Consider the following 18,467-nt stretch of genomic DNA (forward strand, 5'->3'; position numbering starts at 1 on the left):
CTGTTTGCCAAACCTTTCCACAAAGCATAAAAGATAATCGTTAACATATTAATGAATTTTCTTTGATTCCTGAATCCATACCAGAGGAGTGGTAAATGAAAGGTACCATCTTCGCCGTAGCCCTTAACCATCGCAGCCAGCTTGATGCCTGGCGCAATGCGTTTCAGCAGGCTCCCTACAAAACGCTGCCGAAGACCCCGGTCTGGTTTATCAAACCGCGCAACACCGTTATCGGTAACGGCGAGACCATCCCCTACCCGAAGGATGAAACAGTACAGAGCGGTGCGACCGTGGCGCTGATTGTCGGCAAAACCGCCCACAAAGTAGCCGCAGAAGAAGCTGCTGCTTATATTGCAGGATACGCGCTGGCTAATGACGTCAGCCTGCCGGAAGAGAGCTTCTATCGCCCGGCAATTAAAGCCAAATGCCGCGATGGTTTCTGTCCGATTGGCGCTCTCGCTACGCCGAGTAACGTCGATGAACTGACCATCATCACTGAAATCAACGGTCGCGAAGCAGATAGCTGGAACACCGCAGACCTCCAGCGCTCCTCTGCCGAGCTACTGAGCGCCCTGAGCGAATTCGCCACCCTTAAACCCGGCGACGCTATTCTGATCGGGACCCCGCACAACCGCGTAACGCTGAGACCCGGCGATCGCGTGCGCATTCTCGCCGAAGGCTTCCCGACGCTGGAAAACCCGGTGGTTGCTGAAGGAGAGCTGGCATGAAACAAGCACGTATTGAGTGGCAGGGACAACATCACGATGTTCAGGTTGATGAACGCGGCCAGGTACAGTTAGAGAACGGCAAGCTGCTAAATGAGGGCGAATTCCGCTGGCTCCCCCCCGCCGACGGCACGCTGTTCGCGCTGGGTCTGAACTACGCCGATCACGCCAGCGAGCTGGAGTTTAAGCCACCAACCGAACCATTGGTGTTTATCAAAGCGCCAAACACCTTTATCGGCCACCAGCAGGAGTCGGTGCGCCCGGATAACGTCGAGTACATGCACTACGAGGCTGAACTGGTCGTGGTGATCGGCAAAACTGCGCGTAAAGTCAGTGAAGCCGACGCCATGGAGTACGTCGCCGGATACACCGTATGCAATGACTACGCCATCCGCGACTATCTGGAAAACTACTATCGCCCCAATTTACGGGTAAAAAGCCGCGATACCCTGACGCCGATAGGTCCCTGGATCGTCGATAAAGCGGATATTCCAGACCCACATAATCTGGCACTGCGCACCTGGGTCAACGGTGAACTGCGCCAGCAAGGCACCACCGCCGATCTGATCTTCAGCATTCCATTTCTGATCGCTTACCTGAGCGAGTTTATGACCCTGCAACCTGGCGACATGATCGCTACCGGCACCCCGAAAGGACTGTCGGACGTAGTACCGGGTGATGAAGTGATCGTCGAAGTGGAGGGCGTCGGCCACCTGGTCAACCACATCATCAGCCAGCAGACATATGAGGAGAAGCTGTCATGAAAAAGATTAACCACTGGATCAACGGCAAAAATGTCGCGGCCACCGAATATTTCCACACCACTAACCCGGCGACCGGTGAGGTGCTGGCGGAAGTGGCCTCCGGCGGTGCGGACGAGGTGAATCAGGCAGTTGCGGCGGCAAAAGAGGCATTTCCGAAATGGGCCAACCTGCCAATGAAAGAGCGTGCGCGTCTGATGCGTCGTCTGGGCGATCTGATCGACCAGAACGTGCCGGAGATCGCTGCCATGGAAACCGCCGATACCGGTTTGCCTATCCACCAGACCAAAAACGTACTGATCCCGCGGGCGTCGCATAACTTCGAGTTCTTCGCCGAGGTATGCCAGCAGATGAACGGCAAGACCTATCCGGTCGACGACAAGATGCTGAACTACACGCTCGTGCAACCGGTCGGCGTCTGCGCGCTGGTGTCACCCTGGAACGTGCCGTTTATGACCGCCACCTGGAAGGTCGCGCCGTGCCTGGCGCTGGGCAATACCGCAGTGCTGAAGATGTCTGAGTTATCACCGCTGACCGCAGACCGCCTGGGCCAGTTGGCGCTGGAAGCCGGTATTCCGGCGGGCGTACTGAACGTGGTTCAGGGCTATGGTGCAACGGCGGGCGATGCGCTGGTTCGCCACCACGACGTACGCGCGGTGTCGTTTACCGGCGGAACCGCCACCGGTCGCAATATCATGAAAAATGCCGGGCTGAAAAAATATTCCATGGAATTGGGTGGGAAATCGCCGGTGCTGATTTTTGAAGATGCTGATATTGAGCGTGCACTCGACGCCGCACTGTTCACTATCTTCTCGATCAACGGTGAACGCTGCACCGCCGGCTCGCGTATCTTCATTCAGCAGAGCATCTACTCCGAGTTCGTTAAACGCTTTGCCGAACGCGCAAGACGTCTGCGCGTCGGCGACCCGAACGATCCGAACACCCAGGTGGGCGCACTGATTAGCCAGCAGCACTGGGAGAAAGTCTCCGGCTATATCCGCCTTGGTATTGAAGAAGGGGCGACCCTGCTGGCAGGAGGCCCGGATAAACCCACTGACCTGCCTGCACATCTGAAAAACGGCAACTTCCTGCGACCAACTGTGCTGGCGGACGTCGACAACCGCATGCGCGTGGCACAGGAAGAGATTTTTGGCCCGGTAGCCTGTCTGCTGCCGTTTAAAGACGAGGCGGACGGTCTGCGCCTGGCCAACGATGTGGAGTACGGCCTCGCCTCTTATATCTGGACCCAGGACGTCAGCAAAGTGCTGCGTCTGGCACGCGGCATCGAAGCCGGAATGGTGTTCGTCAACACCCAGAACGTCCGCGACCTGCGTCAGCCGTTTGGCGGCGTGAAGGCTTCCGGCACCGGCCGCGAAGGCGGCGAATATAGCTTTGAAGTGTTCGCTGAAATGAAAAACGTCTGCATCTCGATGGGCGACCATCCGATCCCAAAATGGGGAGTCTGATATGGGAAAGTTAGCATTAGCAGCAAAAATCACTCACGTGCCGTCAATGTATCTCTCTGAACTGCCGGGTAAAAACCACGGCTGCCGTCAGGGAGCTATCGATGGGCACAAGGAAATCGGCAAGCGGTGTCGTGAGCTGGGCGTCGATACAATCATCGTTTTTGATACCCACTGGCTGGTCAACAGCGCCTACCACATTAACTGTGCTGACCATTTTCAGGGCGTCTACACCAGTAACGAACTGCCGCATTTTATCCGCGACATGACTTACGATTACGACGGCAACCCGGCGTTGGGCCACCTTATCGCCGACGAAGCGGTCAAGCTCGGCGTGCGTGCCAAAGCGCACAACATCCCAAGCCTTAAGCTGGAGTACGGCACGCTGGTTCCGATGCGCTACATGAACAGTGATAAACATTTCAAAGTAGTGTCGATCTCCGCGTTCTGCACCGTCCACGATTTCGCCGACAGCCGCAAACTGGGCGAAGCCATTCTGAAAGCGATTGAGAAATATGACGGCACCGTGGCAGTTCTGGCCAGCGGCTCACTGTCACACCGCTTTATCGATGACCAGCGCGCCGAAGAAGGAATGAACAGCTATACCCGTGAGTTCGACCACCAGATGGACGAGCGCGTAATCAGGCTGTGGCGCGAGGGCAAATTCAAAGAGTTCTGCGACATGCTGCCGGAGTACGCCGACTACTGCTACGGCGAAGGCAATATGCACGACACGGTGATGCTGCTCGGTCTGCTGGGCTGGGACAGCTATGACGGCAAAGTAGAGTTTATTACCGAGTTATTCGCCAGCTCCGGTACCGGCCAGGTCAACGCCGTATTCCCACTGCCCGAACAGGCATAAGGAGGATTCAGAATGCCGCATTTTATCGCCGAATGTACCGATAACATCCGCGAACAGGCCAACTTACCGGGACTGTTCGGCAAAGTGAACGAAGCGCTGGCGGCGACCGGCATCTTTCCCATCGGCGGCATTCGCAGCCGCGCCATCTGGCTGGATACCTGGCAAATGGCAGACGGTCTGCATGATTACGCCTTTGTACACATGACGCTAAAAATCGGCTCCGGACGCAGCCTGGAAAGCCGTCAGGACGTGGGCGATATGTTGTTTTCGCTGATTAAGGCCCATTTCGCCACGCTGATGGAGAGCCGCTACCTGGCGCTGTCGTTTGAAATCAGCGAGCTGCACCCGACACTGAATTACAAACAAAATAACGTACACGCATTGTTTAAATAGTATGCCTTTTCGCCCGGTGGGGCTGCGCTTACCGGGCCTGCAAAAGGCAAAAAAATACGAAGCAATATCAAACCGTAAGCCGGATAAGACACACCTGCGTCTTATCCGGCGCAGCAGCACCGAATGACGTAACAGGAAGCAATTATGCTTGATAAACATACCCATACTCTAATCGCCCAACGGCTAAACCAGGCGGAAAAACAGCGCGAACAGATCCGTGCTATCTCGCTGGATCACCCGACGATCACCATTGAAGACGCCTACGCTGTGCAGCGCGAATGGGTAAACATGAAAATCGCCGAAGGTCGCGTGCTGAAAGGGCATAAAATCGGCCTGACTTCAAAAGCGATGCAAGCCAGCTCACAGATTAGCGAACCGGACTACGGCGCACTGCTGGATGATATGTTTTTCCACGACGGCAGCGATATTCCTACTGACCGCTTTATCGTCCCACGCATCGAAGTCGAACTGGCCTTCGTGCTGGCAAAACCATTGCGCGGGCCAAACTGCACCCTGTTCGACGTCTACAACGCTACCGACTATGTGATCCCTGCGCTGGAGCTGATCGACGCCCGCTGCCACAACATCGACCCGGAAACCCAGCGTCCACGCAAAGTCTTTGACACGATTTCCGATAACGCTGCCAACGCCGGGGTGATCCTCGGTGGTCGCCCCATTAAACCCGACGAGCTGGATCTGCGTTGGATCTCCGCCCTGCTCTATCGCAACGGCGTGATCGAAGAGACCGGCGTCGCTGCTGGAGTGTTGAATCACCCGGCCAACGGCGTGGCCTGGCTGGCGAATAAGCTGGCACCGTACGACGTCCAGTTGGAAGCCGGGCAGGTTATTCTCGGCGGCTCCTTCACTCGTCCGGTACCCGCGCGCAAGGGCGATACCTTCCACGTCGACTACGGCAACATGGGCGCGATTAGCTGCCGCTTTGTTTAAGGGGAACATAATGAATAACGCTTTTAAAGAAGCCTTAAAAGCGGGCCGTCCGCAGATTGGCCTGTGGCTGGGGCTAACCAGCAGCTACAGCGCTGAACTACTGGCCGGGGCCGGATTCGATTGGCTGTTGATCGATGGCGAACATGCACCGAATAACGTGCAAACGGTATTGAGCCAGCTTCAGGCGATCGCTCCCTACCCCAGCCAACCGGTGGTGCGACCATCGTGGAACGACCCGGTACAGATTAAACAACTCTTGGATATCGGTGCGCAAACCCTGCTGATACCGATGGTACAGAACGCCGACGAAGCCCGGCTGGCGGTGAAAGCCACCCGCTATCCGCCCGCTGGCATTCGCGGCGTCGGCAGCGCGCTCGCCCGCGCTTCGCGCTGGAACCGCATCCCGGATTACATCCATCAGGCCAACGACGCGATGTGCGTACTGGTGCAAATCGAAACCCGTGAAGCGCTGAAAAACCTGCCGCAGATTCTCGACGTTGACGATGTCGATGGCGTGTTTATCGGCCCGGCAGATCTTAGCGCCGATATGGGTTTCAGCGGCAATCCGCAGCATCCGGAAGTACAGGCAGCCATTGAACACGCTATCGCACAAATTCGCGCTGCGGGTAAAGCACCAGGGATCCTGATGGCCAATGAACAGCTGGCAAAGCGCTATCTGGAGCTTGGCGCACTGTTTGTAGCCATCGGTGTCGATACCACCCTGCTGGCACGTGGCGCAGAAGCCCTCGCTATGCGATTCGGATTGGAAATAAACGCGCCAGGTTCATCAGGCGTCTACTAATGCCAGGTGGCACAGCGCCCCCGGCAACCCGCAGTACCCTACAAAATTCCCATTAGAGGAAAATGATAATGAGCGACACATCATCTGCCATCCCGGAAAAGTTTGATCCGGCAAATCAGCACAAGCAGCTGACTGCGCAACAGCAGTCGGTTATTAACAAATTGTTTCGCCGCCTGATCGTATTTTTGTTCGTGCTGTTTATCTTTTCATTTTTAGATCGCATCAATATTGGATTTGCCGGATTAACCATGGGGCAGGATTTGGGCCTTAACGCCACCATGTTTGGCCTTGCTACCACCCTGTTTTATGTCACCTACGTGATTTTCGGCATCCCCAGCAACGTGATGCTTAGCATCGTCGGCGCTCGCCGCTGGATTGCCACTATTATGGTGCTGTGGGGCATCGCCTCCACCGCCACCATGTTTGCCACCGGCCCGAACAGTCTCTATCTCCTGCGTATGCTGGTGGGGATAACCGAGGCCGGTTTCCTTCCCGGTATTCTGCTGTACCTGACATTCTGGTTCCCGGCCTTCTTCCGCGCTCGCGCCAACGCGCTGTTTATGATTGCCATGCCGGTCACCACCGCACTGGGGTCAATCGTCTCCGGTTATATTCTGTCGATGGACGGTATGCTCGATCTGCGCGGCTGGCAGTGGCTGTTCCTGTTGGAAGGCTTCCCGTCAGTGCTGCTCGGTATTATGGTCTGGTTCTGGCTTGATGATTCACCGTCGAAGGCAAAATGGCTGACGTCAGAGGACAAAAAGTGCCTGCAGGAGATGATGGATAACGATCGACTCACGTTGGTACAACCGGAAGGGGCGATCAGTCATCACGCCATGCAGCAGCGCAGCCTGTGGCGGGAGGTGTTTACGCCAATCGTGTTGATGTATACGTTAGCCTACTTCTGTCTGACCAATACGCTCAGCGCCATCAGTATCTGGACACCTCAGATCCTGAAAAGCTTTAACGAAAGCAGCAGCAATATCACCATCGGCCTGCTGGCGGCGATCCCGCAGATTTGTACTATCCTCGGGATGATCTACTGGAGCCGCCACTCCGATAAACATCGAGAACGTAAGCATCATACCGCCCTGCCGTTTCTGTTTGCCGCTGCGGGCTGGCTGTTAGCTTCTGCCACCGATCACAACCTGATCCAATTGCTGGGGATCGTGATGGCTTCTACCGGATCGTTTAGCGCAATGGCCATTTTTTGGACCACTCCGGATCAGTCGATCAGCCTGCGCGCCAGAGCTATCGGTATCGCGGTAATCAACGCTACCGGCAATATCGGATCGGCAATCAGCCCGTTGATGATCGGCTGGCTGAAGGATGTTACCGGCAGCTTCAGCAGCGGCTTGTGGTTCGTTGCCGCCCTGCTGGTCATTGGCTCGGTGATTATCTGGCTTATTCCGATGAAAGAATCGCGTCCTCGCGCGACGCCGTAAGGAGCCACTATGTGCCAGAGCCCTGTCGCCAATATCGATATCAACAAAGAGTACGATGAGAGTCTGGGGACGGAAGATGTGCATTATCAGTCGTTTGCCCGCATGGCCGAGTTCTTCGGCCGCGATATGCAAGCGCACCGTCATGACCAGTATTTTCAGATGCACTTCCTCGATACCGGGCAGATTGAACTGCAGCTCGACGATCATCGTTACTCGGTTCAGGCACCGCTGTTTGTCCTGACGCCGCCCTCGGTGCCGCACGCCTTTATCACCGAGCCTGATAGCGACGGTCACGTGCTGACAATGCGGGAGGATCTGGTCTGGCCGCTTCTGGAAGTACTTTACCCCGGCACGCGGGAAGCTTTCGGCCTGCCGGGTATCTGCCTGTCGCTGGCCGATAAGCCCGACGAGCTGGCGGCACTGGCGCACTACTGGCGGTTGATTGAACGCGAATCAACCTCGCAACTGCCGGGACGTGAACACACTCTGACGCTGCTGGCGCAGGCGGTGTTCACCCTGCTATTACGTAATGCGAAACTTGACGATCATGCCGCCAGCGGGATGCGCGGCGAGCTAAAACTATTCCAGCGTTTTAACCAGCTTATCGATACCCATTATCACCAGCACTGGACGGTTCCAGCCTACGCCTGTGAGCTGCATCTTACCGAATCAAGGCTGACCGATATCTGCCGACGCTTCGCTAATCGCCCGCCCAAGCGACTGATTTTCGACAGGCAGCTGCGCGAGGCCAAGCGGCTGCTGCTGTTTTCCGATAGCGCGGTAAACGAGATAGCCTGGCAGTTGGGTTTTAAAGACCCGGCTTATTTCGCCCGTTTTTTCAACCGTCTTGTCGGCTGTTCACCAAGCGCGTTCAGAACAAAAAAAATACCGGTGTCGTGATTCCCCTCGCCCTAACAAACTAAACGACCCCCGGATCACAGAACGCTATCTCACCTGAAAAGTACCCACTGTTGACTTAAAAGTCTCTTCACGAAAACCTCGTTAACCGCCTTAATTGAGCAACAAAAATAAAACATAAATTTAACACTCCGATTAATACTGAAGAGGTCCCCTATGAAACCTGAAAATTTCCGTGCAGACGTTAAACGCCCGTTAACCGGTGAAGAGTATTTGAAGAGCTTGCAGGACGGTCGCGAAATCTATATCTACGGCGAACGCGTTAAAGATGTGACCACACATCCAGCTTTCCGCAACGCCGCCGCTTCCGTTGCCCAGATGTACGATGCGCTGCATAAACCCGAGTTACAGGACACCCTGTGCTGGGGTACCGATACAGGCAGCGGCGGCTACACCCACAAGTTCTTCCGCGTCGCGAAAAGCGCCGACGATCTGCGCCAGCAGCGCGACGCCATCGCCGAATGGTCACGTCTGAGCTACGGCTGGATGGGCCGCACCCCGGACTACAAAGCCGCATTTGGCTGTGCGCTAGGCGCGAACCCAGGATTTTATGGGCAGTTTGAACAGAACGCCCGCAACTGGTACACCCGTATTCAGGAAACCGGCCTGTACTTTAACCATGCCATCGTCAACCCGCCTATCGACCGCCATAAGCCAGCCGACGAAGTGAAAGACGTCTACATCAAGCTGGAGAAAGAGACCGACGCCGGAATCATCGTCAGCGGCGCGAAAGTCGTGGCCACCAACTCAGCGCTGACTCACTACAACATGATTGGCTTCGGATCTGCACAGGTGATGGGCGAAAACCCAGACTTCGCGCTGATGTTCGTCGCGCCAATGGATGCTGAAGGGGTCAAGCTTATCTCCCGCGCCTCCTATGAGCTGGTGGCCGGAGCAACCGGATCGCCATACGATTATCCCCTCTCCAGCCGCTTCGACGAAAACGATGCGATCCTGGTGATGGATAACGTGCTTATCCCATGGGAAAACGTACTTATTTATCGCGATTTTGACCGCTGCCGTCGCTGGACGATGGAAGGTGGCTTCGCGCGTATGTATCCGTTACAGGCCTGCGTACGCCTGGCGGTGAAACTTGATTTTATCACCGCCCTGCTGAAGCGCTCGCTGGAGTGCACCGGTACCCTGGAGTTCCGTGGCGTACAAGCCGAGCTTGGCGAAGTGGTAGCCTGGCGCAATATGTTCTGGGCGCTGAGCGATTCGATGTGCGCCGAAGCAACGCCGTGGGTCAATGGCGCGTATCTGCCGGATCATGCTGCGCTGCAAACCTATCGGGTGATGGCGCCGATGGCCTACGCCAAAATCAAAAACATTATTGAACGCAGCGTAACCAGCGGTCTGATCTACCTGCCGTCCAGCGTACGTGATCTCAACAACCCACAGATAAACGAATACCTGGCAAAATACGTGCGCGGTTCGAACGGCATGGATCACGTCGAGCGCATTAAGATCCTCAAACTGATGTGGGACGCTATTGGCAGCGAATTTGGCGGTCGGCATGAGCTGTATGAAATCAACTACTCCGGCAGCCAGGATGAAATTCGTCTGCAGTGCCTGCGTCAGGCCCAAAGCTCCGGCAACATGGACAAAATGATGGCGATGGTGGACCGCTGCCTGTCTGAATACGACCAGAACGGCTGGACAGTACCACACCTGCACAACAATACCGATATCAATATGCTGGATAAACTGCTGAAGTAACCAGCAGCGGGAGGTCACAATGCAATTAGATGAACAACGTCTGCGTTTTCGTGATGCCATGGCCAGTCTGTCGGCCGCCGTTAACGTCATCACCACCGAAGGCGAGGCGGGCCGTTGCGGTATCACCGCCACAGCGGTCTGTTCGGTGACCGATACGCCACCATCACTAATGGTCTGTATCAACGGCAATAGCGCGATGAACCCGGTGTTTCAGGGCAACGGTAAGCTGTGTATCAACGTGCTGAACCACGAACAGGAAGTGATGGCCCGCCACTTCGCCGGGATGACCGGTATGGCGATGGAAGACCGTTTCAACCTTTCATGCTGGCAGAAAGGCACACTGGGCCAGCCGGTTCTGAAAGGCTCGCTGGCGAGCCTCGAGGGTGAGATTAGCCAGGTGCAGACCATCGGCAGCCATCTGGTCTATCTGGTGGAAATCAGGAACATTACCCTGGGCCAGCAAGGACACGGTCTGATTTACTTTAAACGCCGTTTCCATCCGGTGAAGATGGAAATGGTGGTGTAGTTTCCGCCGCCTTAGCCCTCTCCCACCGGGAGAGGGTACTGTATGGCATCCTTCACAAACCCCACGCCTTATTTATCACTCAGTTCCCAGTCATCTCAATCACATAATTACGCCTACTCGCCCTCATACCTGACAGCGTACTCCGGCAAATGGGATTGAGGTGAGAAGATCTGCAGGTTACCTGGCTCTGGCCTCCGCTTCAGAAGCGGACTGGCGAAGCTACCGCATCTGGCATCCCGTCGAACGTTGAGGTTATAATCCTGACAACGATTTTATTGGATTCAGAAACGAACATGACAAAACTCACCCTACAAGAGCAGATGCTGAAAGCTGGCTTAGTCACCAGCAAAAAAATGGCGAAAGTGCAAAGAACGGCTAAAAAATCGCGTGTTCAGGCTCGCGAAGCCAGAGAAGCGGTAGAAGAAAATAAAAAAGCGCAAATTGAGCGTGATAAACAGCTTAGTGAACAGCAAAAACAAGCTGCCTTATCTAAAGAATATAAAGCGCAGATTAAGCAGCTAATTGAGATGAACAGAATTACCATTTCTCATGGCGATATTGGCTATAACTTTACCGATAATAATCTTATTAAAAAAATATATGTTGACAAGGTTACCCAAACCCAGTTGATCAAAGGACGTCTTGCCATTGCACGTCTGGTTGCTGAAAGTGACCGCGATAGCGAATACGCGATTATACCAGCAGTTGTGGCTGATAAGATTGCGCAGCGCGATGCAAGCTACATTGTATTAAATTGCGAATTGAGCCAGGAAGCGAAAGACGAGGACGATCCGTACGCTGATTTTGTCGTGCCTGATGATTTGATGTGGTAAACCCAATACTCAGATATTAATTCGCAAATCTGGCATATTTTGGTGATCATTAAAACGATCACCAAAATATGCCAGAAGATAGAACCAGAGACCGGCAGGTCAAACCAACAATACGTTAAAACTTATAGTGTTCTTTGCTAAGTCCATATTTCCTCATCCGCAAATACAGTTTCTTACGCGGTATTTGCAGATACTCTGCCACCTCATTAATTCGCCCCTGATGAATATTTAACGCTTCGGTTATTATTTGCCGTTCGTACTCTTCGATCCGACGGTCCAGGGGTGTCGGTTCAGACATGTGCATCTGCGGATTGGCGGTTTCTGCCAGTGGGAGCAATCCAACGGCAAAAAGCTCCGCGGCATTCGCCAGTTCCCGGACATTACTTAGCCATGCTCGACGCCGCATAGTTTTCAATAGCTCGGTGTCTACCTGTGGAACAGGATGGTTCAGCCGCAGGCAGGCTTTATGCAGGTAGTGGCGAAACAATGGCTCGATATCGTCCGGGCGCAATGACAGTGGCTGGCAACCAATTTGCGTCATGGCAAAACAATAATAGAGCTCCGCGACAATTTGGTTTGTTGCTGCCAGTTCTACCAGCGATGTCGCCCCAATGCCAATTAAGCGAAAAGGACGCTGATCCTGACTTTGCAGGTGAACCAAATGGTGTTGTTGTTCGCGCGTCAGACACTCAAGATGGCTCAATACCAGCGTCCCTCCCTGCGCCCTGGCGATGAGTTCATTAAGTTGATCCGCTTTCCCGGATGTCAGCTCTTCCCGAATAAATGGTCCCTGGGCGTTACGCCCCAGTTGATGCAAATACCGTGCACCCGTCAGGCGACCCGTACCAGGCTCACCATAAAACCAAACGGCAATATCTGTTTCTGCCAGTTGTTGTAAACGCTGCCGATACTGATTTGCCCAGTCACTGTACCCGACCAGTTCAACCTGTAGCTTTTGCTGGCAATAGTGACGACGGGCAATCACCGATTGACGGTGCCGCAAGGCCTCCTCGACCTGCACCAGCAGTTTGCCGGGATCGATCGGTTTTTGCAGGAAATCCCATGCGCCTTTTTTCACCGCATCCACCGCCATCGGCACATCGCCATGTCCGGTGATCAACAGAATTGGCAGTTGATTATCATCCTGATGAAATAAGGTCATCAGATCGATCCCGGAACACCCCGGCATACACACATCACTTAATACGACCCCAGGCCAGTCAGCCGGTACCCAATTTCTTGCGTCAAAGGGATTATTACAGGCTTGTACGCGGTAACCCGCCTGTTCAAGCAACAGCGTGTAAGCGTCAAGTACATCGGCATCATCATCAATTAGCAGAACAGAATATTCATCACTCAACATCTTTTATATCCGTCAGGTTGAATTGCAGTACTACGCAGGCATTGCGCCTCAACGTCGACGCCAGGCGCAACTCGCCTTTCATCTGCGTCATCAACGATACACAAATCGATAAGCCAATCCCGAGTCCAACATCCTTACTGGTGGTGAACGGCTTCAAAAGAGACGGCAGCAACGCCGCAGGCCAGCCGGGACCATTATCACTGATAATTACGCTCAGCGTGTCGCCCTGCACTTGCCAGGACACCTCAATTTCGGCGGCTATCGGGCAGGCATCCAGCGCATTTGCCAGCACGTTAACCAGCACTTGCTGAATTCTCACTTCATCACCCAGTACCCATATGGTTTCTTCAGGCAGTGTAAGCGTGCCCTGCTGTGGCTTATGCCGCATAGCTAACAGCTCCCAGGCTGCACTGAGATTTTGGCGCAAATCGACCGGATGTAGCGGCGCTCCCGGTTCAGCCCGCCGCGCAAACTGCCGCAGTGAGCGGATAATGGCATCAATACGGGTAATCAGCCCTTCTGCTTTGGTTAAGGTGCTCCTTGCCTGGGCTAACTGACCTTGTTCGATAGCCCTTCCCGCGGTAAACAGATACATCGACAGCGCGTTCAGCGGTTGGTTAATCTCATGCGCCAGCGTGGTCATAGTCTGGCCGACCACCGCCAGTTTTGCCGTCTGAATAAGCTCGTCCTGCGTCGCGCGTAAATCGGACTCAATCTCCTTACGCTCCGCGACTTCCTGCTCAAGCTGCCTTTTTTGCGTACCAAGCTGACCTAGCGTGTGACGCAGTAAACGCGCGATGCGTCCTAACTCATCACGCCCATAAACCGGGATGGTCGCATCGGTTCTACCCAGACCTATTTGCACCACAGCCTGATTGAGCGCAGTAAAACGCTTCACCAGTCGCGAGCGGATAAAATAGTGGTTTAATCCCCAGGCCAGCAGCAGCGCCAGAAGAGTCGCCAGCAGAATAATTCCACCGCTGACGCGAACAATCTGCTCCAGCCGCTGGTTAAACATCTGCATTTGCTGATGGCTGCTACCCAGTTGTGCTTCAAGCAGCGTTCTGAAGCGTCCGAGCGTAGCTTCTCTAGCGTGACTGGCATCCACGAGTGCTTTCTGCGCGGCGACATAGTCGCGCATGGTATCGGGCATTTTATTTTTCATCATCCCGATCTCCAGCAATTCATCGATAGTTTGCCGCAACGTTATCGTACTGGGCCAGTCATCAAGGGTTCGAATATTTTCATCTGCCGTTTTCTTCAGATTCTCCAGATAGCGAATGTGAGTCTCCACCAGCATTCCATCATCGCTACCTGATTTCAGCTCATTCAGCCTGTCGCGCAAATCATCAACGATTTGATTCTCAATTCTCGCCAGTGTGTAAACCTGCTGTTGTTCATTTTGCACTTCCCTGGCGCGTTTCAGATATTGAGCCTCATCACCGTTCTTCGCTTCAATCTGATCCAGCAGTGTTCCTTGCTGCCAGGTAAAATCCTGCACCAAGGAATTCAGCTCCGTCGTAAAATCATCATGCAGCCAGTCAATGCGCGCGGAAAGTTCGCTAACTTTTTCGCGAACCAGGAACATGTTGTAGAGCACCCTGTCCAGCTCCGCCATCAAAGCACGGCTGTCCTGCAAAATAACGACCAGTTGCTGTTGCTCCTCTGACTGTAACCCCTGGCTCAACGCCTCAATCTTATCCAGATGCTGAATTATCTGGTTGCGCAGTTGTAGTCTTACCGTTGTGTTGGGTGCCAGCAGGAACTCATTAAGCTGATCAACCACCAGATTGAGATTCCCTTCAATCAAAAAAGCGGAATGGACACGCGGAAAATAGTCATTAAGCGAATAGCGGATCTGCGAACTCTGCTCGTGCCAGGAATACAAACTGACACAGCTCACGCTTAACGTCAGCAGCGCTCCTGTCAGGAAAGCGCCTCGCAGACTGCTGCTGATGCTGAGCTGGCGAAGGCGTTGTAATATCGAGCCGGTTTTCATTTTAATTCTTCCAGTTTCGATATGGCCTGACGCTGATTTTTAAGAAACCAGAGTTGCCACTCCATCATCTGCTGTTCCGCAAAGCTTTTATTATCAAACCGGGCAAGCCATGCTTCATCTTCGCTACTCTGCGGATCGATCGGAACACTGGTCAACAACGCTCTAATTTCAGGTAGCGGGTGTTTCAGGCGCGCTTCCGCACTGTATAACGCCCGCCAGGCATCCTTCAGTTGCGCGAGACGGAAACTAATAGCGGTATCAAACATCCGCTGTACCAGCTGTTGTCGTTTCAGGATAAGACGATAATTTAACGGTGACTGATTCAACAGGAACGCCTGCTGACTCGCGCGCGGGTTATCAGCAGCCAGCTGCGTTACCGGATATTTCCCCGTATTGGCATCCGCGAGGATCCTTTGTCCTTCTGGACTCAATAGATAGCGAATGAAGCGGCGTGCTTCATTCGCGTGCTGACTGTTCTTCAGCACGGCCACGTAAGTAGGCGAAACCGCAGAATGCGGGAAATAGGTAAAGGCCAGATGCGGATCGTTAAGCAGCAAATTAGCGTAGTTATCAATGACCGGCCCAGCGACGCCCAGTCCGCTCTTAATTTTGTCTGCGACACCAAAACTCCGTGACGAAATTGTCACCAGATTTCCGGCACTTGCCAGCAACGTCGCCCACCCCTGCTCCCACCCTTTTTGCTGAAGCAGTGATTCTATCATCAGGTGATTGGTATCGGAGCGCGACGGGCTACTCATCAGCAATGCCCCCTGATATCTGGGGTGCGTTAAGTCCCCCCAGTCAGTCGGGGGCGGCAGGTGTCGCGCAGCCAGCGCAGAACGGTTAATCAGCAGACCAAAGCCCGATATTGCCACCGCCACGGACGTTGAGCGGATCGACTCTGGTACCAGCCGCTGGCTTTCTGGTAGCGCATTATCAAAAGGTGCAAGCTTTTGATGTTCCTGAAGATGCTGCAAAAGCATGGGAGATGAAGTCAAAATAAGATCGACATTTTCCGCATTCGCGGTATCAAGCAGTTGCTCAAGAGAGGAACTGGTCCGGTTGAGCGTACGAATCATCACCGACCCAGGCTCCGTTTGCCAGCGCTGGATAATCCAGGCCGTGGCCCCTGGCGAGAACGTTGTCGCCATTACCAGCTCTTTCCCCTGCGCAAGGCTGGCCGCCAACAACGGTATAAAAAAGAGCGAGATGGCAAAAATCCATCCCCGACAGAAAAACCTGTTTGTGATCCCGTTCATAAATACCAACATATTCGAAAAATAATATTGAGACAAAAGTTACCCGTTTGATAGCACCGCGAAGGGAGGATAAGATTGTTATCAAAATAACCAATCAGTAAGCTAAAACATGAGCAAAGAATACCTTAAAACACCTGTCAATTTTGTTAATACCCGCACACGCTGATAATAAAAACCAACCGAAAATAACAAAAATAAAGACCACTTAATTTAAATGGGTCAAATCCAGTCGCATTCCCAACAAAATGAGTCAATATTGACACATTTCATCAACTTGAGTTTCTTCATCATCTATTTCACTCTTCTTGCCGAACCTCCCTGATATTCACATCAATATAAATTTAGGTGATGATATGTTTTCAATATTCAAGACAGGGCCATCGGCAAATAAAGTCCCGACGGAAAAAATCCACGAGACATATAGTCGATACCGAATGCAAGCTCTACTTAGCGTATTTCTCGGTTATCTTGCGTACTATATTGTACGTAATAACTTCACGCTCTCCACTCCATATCTGAAAGAGCATCTGGATCTCAGCGCAACGCAGATTGGTTTACTCAGCAGTTGCATGCTTATTGCTTACGGGATCAGTAAAGGCATTATGAGTAGCCTGGCTGATAAGGCCAGTCCTAAGGTCTTCATGGCATGCGGCCTGATACTGTGCGCGATTGTGAATGTAGGGTTGGGATTCAGCACCGGATTCTGGATTTTTGCCGCGCTGGTTGTCTTCAACGGATTATTCCAGGGGATGGGTGTTGGCCCATCGTTTATTACCATCGCAAACTGGTTCCCGCGTAAAGAACGTGGACGCGTTGGCGCATTCTGGAATATCTCTCACAACGTTGGCGGTGGTATTGTCGCGCCTATTGTTGGCGCAGCCTTTGCCATTCTGGGCAGCGAACACTGGCAAAGCGCCAGTTATATCGTCCCTGCCTGCATTGCTGTACTGTTTGCCTTTATTGTTCTGATGCTGGGAAAAGGTTCACCGCGTGAAGAAGGTTTGCCAACGCTGGAACAAATGATGCCGGAAGAAAAAGTGGTGCTCAATACCCGGCACGTTACCCAGGCTCCGGAAAATATGAGCGCCTTCCAGATCTTCTGTACCTATGTTCTGCGTAATAAGAATGCCTGGTATGTTTCACTGGTTGACGTGTTTGTCTACATGGTGCGCTTTGGCATGATCAGTTGGCTGCCTATTTATCTGTTAACCGAAAAACATTTTTCGAAAGAACAAATGAGCGTTGCTTTTCTGTTTTTCGAATGGGCAGCAATTCCTTCCACGCTACTGGCAGGCTGGCTCACCGATAAACTGTTTAAAGGTCGTCGTATGCCGTTGGCAATGATTTGTATGGCGCTGATATTCGTCTGTCTGATCGGCTACTGGAAAAGCGAATCCCTGCTGATGGTAACCATTTTTGCCGCAATTGTTGGTTGCCTGATTTATGTTCCACAGTTCCTGGCATCCGTGCAAACCATGGAAATCGTCCCCAGCTTCGCAGTTGGCTCTGCCGTAGGATTACGCGGATTTATGAGCTACATTTTTGGCGCTTCACTGGGAACCAGCCTGTTTGGTGTGATGGTTGACAAAATGGGCTGGCATGGTGGTTTTTATCTGCTGATGGGCGGGATAGTGTGCTGCATCCTGTTCTGCTATCTGTCTCACCGCGGTGCGCTAGAGCTGGAGCAACAGCGAAAAAATGCCCAGCAAGAAGAAGCGTCATTACAGCTTGCTGATGCCCGCTAATCCACTTTAGATCGGCAAAAAAGTGCCAGCAATGCTGGCACTTAAGAATCATCGCATGAAAGATCAGAAAAACCATCAACGTGATACTAATTTTATTTTCAATCGTGTCGCATCAAGCTAATGCTTACTGTCTCCCACCATAAAGCGAATGATCAGACCACATGTTGGGGCAAGAAAAAGAAATAACCCAGTGACCATTTCATCACCGGTAGTCAACCACATGGTAACGAAATATATTAATGCCGAAAGGATGGCCATACCGATAAAAGAACTGATTGACGCCCAAACGCCCATAACCTGCCAGATGTAGCAGCTGACGCTCAGAATACACAATACGAGAAAGGTCCAGAAATAGAGCATAGCGGTACCTCCTGTCTGCCGTAAAACTTCACGTAAGTCCTTACGCTCCTTGTATTTATATTCTAAGACAATTCCTATCAGCACGCAATTCAGGCAACAATTATGTAACAATGATTGCATCATCCCTTGTTGAATGGAGTTTTATCGTATTTTATTTAACCATCATAAAAACAACGTATTATATCTGGCTTCATTGTTCTTCTTGTCCACCTGAAAACATTTACTCTTCTTGATTATTTATCTCTGGCTGACATTAATCTCCAGGTGGTACATTATACGTCCGATCATTAATGCTCCCCGTGGTTTTGTCCTGACTCAGTTTTACACTCTTTACAGGAACCATCGT

The 18,467-nt window shown here is 52.7% G+C and carries 17 protein-coding genes; 13 read left to right on the forward strand and 4 right to left on the reverse strand.

The window, feature by feature from the left end; all coding sequences use genetic code 11:
- Positions 1-95: 95 nt before the first annotated feature.
- The 12 genes from LG384_RS16275 (at position 96) to LG384_RS16330 (ending at position 11,395) form a co-directional block, all read left to right on the forward strand.
- Positions 96-728: a fumarylacetoacetate hydrolase family protein gene (locus tag LG384_RS16275; RefSeq protein WP_225761229.1), complete on the forward strand. Its 633-nt coding sequence runs from the start codon at positions 96-98 to the stop codon at positions 726-728.
- The gene (locus LG384_RS16280) at positions 725-1,489 is read left to right on the forward strand and encodes a fumarylacetoacetate hydrolase family protein (RefSeq protein ID WP_045445747.1); all 765 of its coding nucleotides are present in this window, start codon (positions 725-727) and stop codon (positions 1,487-1,489) included. Before LG384_RS16275 ends, LG384_RS16280 begins: the two co-directional genes overlap by 4 nt.
- A complete protein-coding gene (gene hpaE / locus LG384_RS16285; protein WP_225761230.1) occupies positions 1,486-2,952 on the forward strand; it encodes a 5-carboxymethyl-2-hydroxymuconate semialdehyde dehydrogenase in 1,467 nt (488 codons plus the stop codon). The genes LG384_RS16280 and hpaE overlap by 4 nt, the downstream gene beginning before the upstream one ends.
- Before the next feature lies 1 nt (position 2,953).
- Positions 2,954-3,811, forward strand: a complete 858-nt coding sequence (gene hpaD / locus LG384_RS16290; protein WP_225761231.1) for a 3,4-dihydroxyphenylacetate 2,3-dioxygenase — start codon at positions 2,954-2,956, stop codon at positions 3,809-3,811.
- A gap of 12 nt (positions 3,812-3,823) precedes the next feature.
- A complete protein-coding gene (locus tag LG384_RS16295; protein WP_225761232.1) occupies positions 3,824-4,204 on the forward strand; it encodes a 5-carboxymethyl-2-hydroxymuconate Delta-isomerase in 381 nt (126 codons plus the stop codon).
- A 144-nt stretch (positions 4,205-4,348) separates the two neighbouring features.
- A complete protein-coding gene (gene hpaH, locus LG384_RS16300) occupies positions 4,349-5,152 on the forward strand; it encodes a 2-oxo-hept-4-ene-1,7-dioate hydratase (RefSeq protein WP_045445759.1) in 804 nt (267 codons plus the stop codon).
- Positions 5,153-5,162: 10 nt separating this feature from the next.
- Entirely contained in the window at positions 5,163-5,954 is a 792-nt protein-coding gene (gene hpaI, locus LG384_RS16305; protein ID WP_045445762.1) for a 4-hydroxy-2-oxoheptanedioate aldolase, read from the forward strand.
- A gap of 68 nt (positions 5,955-6,022) precedes the next feature.
- The gene (gene hpaX, locus LG384_RS16310; protein WP_045445765.1) at positions 6,023-7,399 is read left to right on the forward strand and encodes a 4-hydroxyphenylacetate permease; all 1,377 of its coding nucleotides are present in this window, start codon (positions 6,023-6,025) and stop codon (positions 7,397-7,399) included.
- Positions 7,400-7,408: 9 nt separating this feature from the next.
- Positions 7,409-8,299: a 4-hydroxyphenylacetate catabolism regulatory protein HpaA gene (hpaA, locus tag LG384_RS16315; RefSeq protein ID WP_045445768.1), complete on the forward strand. Its 891-nt coding sequence runs from the start codon at positions 7,409-7,411 to the stop codon at positions 8,297-8,299.
- A 174-nt stretch (positions 8,300-8,473) separates the two neighbouring features.
- Positions 8,474-10,036: a 4-hydroxyphenylacetate 3-monooxygenase, oxygenase component gene (hpaB, locus tag LG384_RS16320; protein ID WP_045445771.1), complete on the forward strand. Its 1,563-nt coding sequence runs from the start codon at positions 8,474-8,476 to the stop codon at positions 10,034-10,036.
- 19 nt (positions 10,037-10,055) lie between these two features.
- Entirely contained in the window at positions 10,056-10,562 is a 507-nt protein-coding gene (locus tag LG384_RS16325; RefSeq protein WP_225761233.1) for a 4-hydroxyphenylacetate 3-monooxygenase reductase subunit, read from the forward strand.
- A 293-nt stretch (positions 10,563-10,855) separates the two neighbouring features.
- Positions 10,856-11,395 (forward strand): DUF2058 domain-containing protein, encoded by a 540-nt coding sequence (locus tag LG384_RS16330; protein WP_048220880.1) that lies wholly within the window; start codon positions 10,856-10,858, stop codon positions 11,393-11,395.
- Positions 11,396-11,510: 115 nt separating this feature from the next.
- Here the strand turns inward: LG384_RS16330 and pgtA are convergent, their stop codons facing one another.
- Genes pgtA through pgtC form a run of 3 tightly spaced genes read right to left on the reverse strand, consistent with a single transcriptional unit; the run spans position 11,511 to position 15,908 of the window.
- A complete protein-coding gene (gene pgtA, locus LG384_RS16335) occupies positions 11,511-12,758 on the reverse strand; it encodes a two-component system response regulator PgtA (protein WP_200010254.1) in 1,248 nt (415 codons plus the stop codon).
- Complete coding sequence (gene pgtB, locus LG384_RS16340) at positions 12,748-14,742, reverse strand: two-component system sensor histidine kinase PgtB (protein WP_167493947.1); 1,995 nt, start codon at positions 14,740-14,742, stop codon at positions 12,748-12,750. The genes pgtA and pgtB overlap by 11 nt, the downstream gene beginning before the upstream one ends.
- Before the next feature lie 11 nt (positions 14,743-14,753).
- Entirely contained in the window at positions 14,754-15,908 is a 1,155-nt protein-coding gene (gene pgtC, locus LG384_RS16345; RefSeq protein ID WP_190284579.1) for a phosphoglycerate transport regulator PgtC, read from the reverse strand.
- A gap of 461 nt (positions 15,909-16,369) precedes the next feature.
- On the opposite strand from pgtC, the gene pgtP reads away from it, so the two are divergent.
- Complete coding sequence (gene pgtP, locus LG384_RS16350) at positions 16,370-17,761, forward strand: phosphoglycerate transporter PgtP (RefSeq protein WP_045445785.1); 1,392 nt, start codon at positions 16,370-16,372, stop codon at positions 17,759-17,761.
- A gap of 117 nt (positions 17,762-17,878) precedes the next feature.
- Here the strand turns inward: pgtP and LG384_RS16355 are convergent, their stop codons facing one another.
- Positions 17,879-18,121, reverse strand: coding sequence for a YfdY family protein (locus LG384_RS16355; protein WP_048220878.1), 243 nt, complete (start codon positions 18,119-18,121; stop codon positions 17,879-17,881).
- Between the last annotated feature and the right edge of the window lie 346 nt (positions 18,122-18,467).

This window comes from Citrobacter sp. Marseille-Q3906 (genome assembly GCF_916618775.1).
In the GTDB taxonomy this organism is placed as follows: Bacteria; Pseudomonadota; Gammaproteobacteria; order Enterobacterales; family Enterobacteriaceae; genus Citrobacter; species Citrobacter murliniae.